Origin of the sequence: Muriicola sp., assembly GCF_049669965.1 — a bacterium.
Lineage (GTDB): Bacteria > Bacteroidota > Bacteroidia > Flavobacteriales > Flavobacteriaceae > Muriicola.
This window is the reverse complement of the sequence record NZ_JBATLB010000234.1, coordinates 1-6,536: the sequence shown is the minus strand read 5'-3', so window position 1 is coordinate 6,536 and position 6,536 is coordinate 1. Positions and strand designations below refer to the sequence as shown.

Here is a 6,536-nt window from a genome sequence, read left to right as displayed (position 1 = left end):
ATATTAAGGTGCATCAAAACTACGCCTATATAGTTTCTGAAGCAGATGGCCACGGGATGCAGGTTTTTGATCTCACTAATTTGCTCAGTGTGTCTGGAGGCCCCGTGACGTTTACGGCAGATAACCGATATACGGCATTTGGCAGATCGCATAATATTGTAGTTAATGAATCCAGTGGTTTTGCGTATGCTGTTGGTTCGGCAGATATGGGAGATCCTTTTAACGGCGGCGCTCATTTTATAGACCTCCAGGATCCCTTAAATCCGCAGGCAGCTGGCGGGTACGGCGCTTCCGGGTATACACACGATGCGCAGGTAGTGACCTACAATGGCCCAGATGCAGATTATGCTGGGGCCGAGATATTTATTGGCTCAAATGAGAATCAGGTCATTATTGTAGATATCACAGATAAGCAGAACCCAGCCAATATTACGGGAATTCAATATGGAAATATAGGGTATACTCACCAGGGCTGGTTTACCGAGGACCAACGCTATTTTATAGTTGGCGATGAACTAGACGAGATCAATTTTGGGTTTAATTCGAGAACTCTGGTGTTCGATATGACGGATCTGGACAATCCTGTACTACATACCACCTACCTTGGAACAACCCCGGCCATAGACCACAATGGTTATGTAGACGGAAACGATTTTTTTCTTGCTAATTATACTGCTGGTGTACGCGTTATGAATATTTCGGATATCGATAACGGTAATATTTCAGAAGTAGGATTTTTTGACAGCTTTCCTTCCGGGAACAGCGCTTCTTTTGATGGAGTTTGGAGTGTCTATCCATATTTTGAAAGCGGGAAGATCATCATAAGTGATATTAATTCGGGGCTTTTTATTGTTCAGAAATCTAATTGATCTGTTTATGAAACAGTTGCTAGCCTGTATTCTTATTTTTATGCTGTTATCCTGTTCCAGGGATAATGGAAACCAATTGCCGCTGGAGAACACCTCTGATTTCAAGGGAGAAGTTGCCTGGATGTACTCTTATGGAGGCTCTGGAGATGACACCCCGCGTTCTATCATAGAAACCACAGATGGGGGCTTTGCCATTTTCGGCTTTTCTAATAGCACAGACGGAGATCTAGCACATAAAACCAACAATGTGAATGATTATTGGTTACTTAAAATTGATGCGGAAGGCAGTCCTCAATGGTCCAAAACCTATGGAGGAAGTAAAGACGACCGGGGTCAGGCCGTTATACAAACTTCAGACGGGGGCTATGCCATTACCGGCTATGCCATGAGTGATGATGGAGATGCAAGCAATAATGAAGGTTTTCATGACAATTGGGTTTTAAAATTAGATAGTCAGGGAACTATAGAATGGGAGCAAAGTTTTGGATTTTCGGGACACGACCATTCGTATGACATAGTGGAAAGTGCGGATGGGGGGCTCTTTTTTACAGGCTTTTTAGACATTACTTCGGCCAAGGCCGATGGCTACCTGGACAAGTCCTATTCCCTGACAAGACATGGCGTGGGAGAATTCTGGGGAACCAGGCTTAACGCCCAGGGGGAGCTTTCATGGCGCAAGTATTATGGAGGAACCAACAATGATCGTGCACATGCGGTGGTTACCGCTCAGAATGAAGGTTTTGTCATGGCGGGATTTTCTGAAAGTGAGGACTATGATGTAAGCGATCCAAGAGGCTCGTACGATTTTTGGGTGGTAAAGGTCGGGAATGAAGGCGAATTGGTTTGGGAACATTCTTATGGGGGAACGGGGATCGACATTGCCCAGGACATTGCCAAAACGGAGAATGGGGGGTATGTTATTACCGGAAGCACTATCAGTACAGATGGAGATGTAAGTGAGTATCATGGAGGATCGGATGTTTGGGTGATCAGTATAGATGCTCAGGGCGCATTGCTTTGGGAACAAACCTATGGTGGCGCCGGCTTTGAAGCTGCCGAAAGTATAAGGCCAACCCGGGACGGGGGCTTTCTGATTTCAGGAAATTCTAAAAGTACGGATCAGGACCTTGCGGAAAATGCCGGAGAAAATGACCTGTGGATGCTTAAGATAGATGCTCAGGGCAGGCTAATTTGGCAACAAAGCTTTGGGGGAGCCGATCTGGAATTTGGGTTCGACGCCCTGGAATCTAAGGATGGCGGACTGCTACTGGTAGGGGAGAGCAAAAGCACCAACTTCAATACCCTGCAAAATAAAGGAGGCACAGATCTTATCCTTATAAAAATTGAGTAAGAGGGGTCGCTATCCAAAACAAATCAACTTTTCTTCTAGTTTTCCTTTATCTGTGACATAGAAATATCTGATCCTCACATATGTTATTATAATGTTAGGAGCTATTTGAATCCCCCAGTTTTAGTGTATATTTGTAAACTATTTAGACTAAATCCAATTAAGATGATCAAAGTATCAGAAACAGCCAAGAAGAGGGTATCAAGCCTGATGTCTGAAGAAGGCTATGACGTTACCAAAGATTATGTGCGAGTAGGCGTTAAGAGCGGCGGCTGCAGTGGCTTGTCTTATGAACTGAAATTTGACCACCACATCAATGATGCGGATAAGGTCTTTGAAGACAATGAAGTTCGGATTATTGTAGACAAAAAGAGTTTTCTTTATTTGGTAGGGACTACCCTTGAATATTCGGGCGGTCTTAATGGGAAGGGATTTGTATTTAATAATCCCAATGCACAACGCACCTGTGGGTGTGGAGAAAGTTTCTCTTTATAACACTTAGAAAACAGAACATGGCATATACAGAGGAAGAATTAAAAAAAGAACTGGAAACCAAGGAATACGAATACGGTTTCTACACAGATATTGAGTCGGACACCTTTCCGAAAGGATTGAGTGAAGAAGTGGTGATTGCACTCTCCAAGAAAAAGGGAGAGCCCGAATGGATGACCTTATGGAGGTTGGAAGCCTACAAAGGGTGGAAGGAAATGATAGAACCGGAATGGGCCAACATTCACTACCAAAAACCCGATTTTCAGGATATCAGTTACTATTCTGCCCCCAATAAGAAACCCAAGTACGAAAGTCTGGATGAAGTAGATCCGGAATTATTGGACACTTTTAAAAAGTTGGGAATTTCATTAGACGAACAAAAGAAATTAGCCGGGGTGGCGGTAGATATTGTCATGGATTCTGTGTCTGTGGCAACCACTTTTAAAAAGACCCTGGCAGAAAAGGGAATCATCTTTTGCCCTATTTCGGAAGCAATAAAGGAGCATCCGGAGCTGGTGAAGAAATATATTGGGTCTATTGTTCCTCCAAAGGACAATTATTACGCTGCATTGAATTCGGCGGTGTTTACAGATGGTTCTTTCTGCTACATCCCAAAAGGGGTACGATGTCCCATGGAACTTTCTACCTATTTCAGGATTAATCAGGCTGGTACCGGGCAATTTGAAAGAACGCTGGTCATTGCGGATAAAGGAAGTTATGTGAGTTACCTGGAGGGTTGTACAGCCCCTTCCAGAGATGAAAACCAATTACATGCGGCGGTAGTAGAATTAATTGCGCTTGATGATGCCGAAATTAAGTATTCTACGGTACAGAACTGGTATCCGGGGAATAAAGAAGGAAAAGGCGGGGTGTATAATTTTGTCACAAAAAGAGGGTTGTGTGAACGCAATGCAAAGATCTCCTGGACCCAGGTAGAGACCGGTTCGGCCATAACGTGGAAATATCCATCTTGTATCCTTAAGGGGGACAATTCTATCGGAGAATTCTATTCCATAGCGGTGACCAATAACTTCCAGCAGGCAGATACCGGCACCAAGATGATCCATTTAGGAAAGAACACAAAGAGTACCATAATTTCTAAAGGGATCTCTGCAGGGAAATCTCAGAATAGCTACAGAGGCCTTGTACAGGTAAATAGCAGGGCTGAGAACGCTAGGAATTTTTCTCAATGCGATTCCCTGTTAATGGGGAACGAATGCGGGGCCCATACATTTCCCTACATAGAGGTAAAGAATAAGTCGGCTCAAATAGAACACGAGGCCACCACCAGTAAGATAGGCGAAGACCAGCTTTTCTACTGCAACCAGCGTGGGATACCCACCGAAAAGGCCATTGCCCTGATAGTAAACGGATTTAGTAAGGAAGTACTCAATAAATTACCCATGGAATTTGCCGTGGAGGCCCAGAAGCTTCTGGAAATAAGCCTCGAAGGTTCAGTAGGCTAAACACAAAAAATAAAGAATAAAGTAAAACAATATACCATGTTGAAAATTAAAAATCTGCATGCCAGCGTAGAGGATAAGGAAATCCTGAAAGGGATCAATCTGGAAGTAAAACCGGGTGAAGTGCATGCTATTATGGGGCCAAACGGTTCCGGGAAAAGTACCCTGGCATCTGTAATTGCTGGTAAAGAAGAGTTTGAGGTCACTAAAGGATCCATCATTTTCGAAGGAGAGGACCTAGACGATGTGGCCCCAGAAGAGAGGGCGCATAAGGGTATATTTTTATCCTTTCAATACCCCGTAGAGATACCGGGTGTTTCGGTGACCAACTTTATGAAGACCGCCATCAATGAATCCCGAAAGGCTCGTGGCCTTGAAGACATGCCGGCGAATCAAATGCTCAAGCTAATTCGTGAAAAATCTGAAATGTTAGATATCGATAGGAAGTTCCTATCCAGGTCCTTGAATGAAGGTTTTTCCGGAGGCGAAAAGAAACGCAATGAGATCTTTCAAATGGCCATGCTGGAGCCAAAACTGGCCATTCTTGATGAAACAGACTCTGGTCTGGATATTGATGCCCTGCGAATTGTGGCCAACGGCGTAAATAAATTGAAAAACAGGGATAATGCCGTAATCCTCATTACACACTATCAAAGGCTTCTGGAATATATTATTCCAGATTTCGTGCATGTAATTCACGATGGCAAGATCGTAAAATCTGGCACCAAGGAATTAGCCCTGGAATTAGAGGAAAAAGGATACGACTGGTTAAAACAAGAACCTGTAGCATAATAAGAATTAGGTAATCTAAAGAGCGATTGCCATAAATAAGTGAATTTTTACAAAAATGGATCTAAAGGAAAAATTGGTATCTTCTTTTTTGGCATTTGAAAATAATGTGGATTTGGAACATCCTATTCACGATATCAGGTCAGAGGCCATGAAGAATTTTGAATTGAAAGGATTTCCCACCAAAAAGGAGGAAGCCTGGAAATACACTTCCTTAAACAGCCTGCAAAAAATAGATTTTAGTATTTTTCCAAAAGAGGAAAATGCACTGGAGTACAATCAGGTAAAGAAGTATTTCCTGCATGAGATAGACACTTATAAGATCGTTTTTATCGATGGGATCTACAGCTCGTACCTGTCAGAAACCACCCATGATGGGGTAGATGTTTGTTTGATGAGTTCGGCGCTTACGAAGCCTATGTATCAGCAGGTGATCGATGTGTATTTTAACAAGATCGCTTCCAAAGAAGAATCCCTCACTACTTTGAATACGGCCTTCAGCCGGGAGGGGGCCTATATTTATATTCCAAAGAACAAAGCGCCCAAAAAACCGGTAGAGATCCTTCATTTTTCTACGGGGAACGAGGCATCCCTTTTGTTGCAGCCAAGAAACCTGATTATTGCAGAAGAAAATGCAGAATTACAGGTCATTGAAAGACATCAGAGTTTAACAAGCAATGAGGTACTTACCAATAGCGTTACAGAGATATTTGCTGCCAAGAATGCTATCGTGGATTATTACAAGGTACAGAATGATACCAAAGATGCCTCGCTTATAGACAACACCTATATTTCTCAGAAAGACAACAGTGTAGTAAAAGTGCATACCTTTTCTTTTGGAGGGAAACTAACACGTAATAACCTGAACTTCTATCAAAACGGAGAACACATAGACTCCACCTTAAAAGGGGTCACTATCCTGGGAGAAAAACAACATGTAGACCACCATACCCTGGTACACCATCAGCAGCCAAACTGCGAAAGCCACCAGGATTATAAGGGTATTTACGGAGAACGATCTACCGGGGTTTTCAACGGGAAGATCATAGTAGATAAGATCGCTCAAAAGACAAATGCTTTTCAGCAGAATAACAATGTCCTTATTAGTGATCAGGCTACCATCAACACCAAGCCTCAGTTAGAGATCTTTGCAGACGATGTAAGGTGCTCCCATGGATGTACTATTGGTCAGTTAGACGAAGATGCCCTTTTCTACCTGCAATCCAGGGGGATCCCAAGAAATGAAGCTACAGGTCTACTCATGTACGCTTTTGCGAATAATGTGTTAGAAAGTGTTCGTATTCCTGAATTGAAAAAAAGGATCAACAAACTGATTGCCACAAAGCTAGGTGTTCGGTTAGGATTTGACCTCTAAATCAGAACCCTTCAGCGTTAATATTTTCCATTGCATGATAGATAATAAATTGGATATCGCCCAAATAAGAAAAGACTTCCCTATTCTGAAAAGGAAAGTCAACGGAAATTCCCTTATCTATTTCGACAATGCGGCTACTTCTCAAACGCCAAAACAAGTCATAGATACTATCGTAGATTATTACAGTAATTACAATGCCA

The 6,536-nt window shown here is 42.7% G+C and carries 7 protein-coding genes; all 7 read left to right on the top strand.

From position 1 onward, the window contains the following. Positions 1-869: choice-of-anchor B family protein (locus tag WBM49_RS12140; protein ID WP_424372317.1), on the top strand; the 869-nt coding region annotated here is incomplete at its 5' end. Positions 870-876: 7 nt separating this feature from the next. Continuing rightward, the gene (locus WBM49_RS12135) at positions 877-2,220 is read left to right on the top strand and encodes a hypothetical protein (RefSeq protein WP_424372316.1); all 1,344 of its coding nucleotides are present in this window, start codon (positions 877-879) and stop codon (positions 2,218-2,220) included. 162 nt (positions 2,221-2,382) lie between these two features. Beyond that, positions 2,383-2,712 (top strand): HesB/IscA family protein, encoded by a 330-nt coding sequence (locus tag WBM49_RS12130; RefSeq protein ID WP_424372315.1) that lies wholly within the window; start codon positions 2,383-2,385, stop codon positions 2,710-2,712. A gap of 17 nt (positions 2,713-2,729) precedes the next feature. Further along, positions 2,730-4,175, top strand: coding sequence for a Fe-S cluster assembly protein SufB (gene sufB, locus WBM49_RS12125; protein WP_424372314.1), 1,446 nt, complete (start codon positions 2,730-2,732; stop codon positions 4,173-4,175). A 36-nt stretch (positions 4,176-4,211) separates the two neighbouring features. Then, the gene (gene sufC, locus WBM49_RS12120) at positions 4,212-4,964 is read left to right on the top strand and encodes a Fe-S cluster assembly ATPase SufC (RefSeq protein ID WP_424372313.1); all 753 of its coding nucleotides are present in this window, start codon (positions 4,212-4,214) and stop codon (positions 4,962-4,964) included. A 55-nt stretch (positions 4,965-5,019) separates the two neighbouring features. Further along, positions 5,020-6,336, top strand: a complete 1,317-nt coding sequence (gene sufD, locus WBM49_RS12115; RefSeq protein WP_424372312.1) for a Fe-S cluster assembly protein SufD — start codon at positions 5,020-5,022, stop codon at positions 6,334-6,336. Positions 6,337-6,370: 34 nt separating this feature from the next. Then, on the top strand, positions 6,371-6,536 hold a 166-nt coding region (locus WBM49_RS12110; RefSeq protein ID WP_424372318.1), incomplete at its 3' end, for an aminotransferase class V-fold PLP-dependent enzyme.

Excerpts from the sequence above, each read along its gene's own strand:
- WBM49_RS12135 (WP_424372316.1), top strand. The coding sequence starts at position 877 with ATGAAACAGTTGCTAGCCTGTATTCTTATTTTTATGCTGTTATCCTGT.
- WBM49_RS12130 (WP_424372315.1), top strand. The coding sequence starts at position 2,383 with ATGATCAAAGTATCAGAAACAGCCAAGAAGAGGGTATCAAGCCTGATG.
- sufB (WP_424372314.1), top strand. The coding sequence starts at position 2,730 with ATGGCATATACAGAGGAAGAATTAAAAAAAGAACTGGAAACCAAGGAA.
- sufC (WP_424372313.1), top strand. The coding sequence starts at position 4,212 with ATGTTGAAAATTAAAAATCTGCATGCCAGCGTAGAGGATAAGGAAATC.
- sufD (WP_424372312.1), top strand. The coding sequence starts at position 5,020 with ATGGATCTAAAGGAAAAATTGGTATCTTCTTTTTTGGCATTTGAAAAT.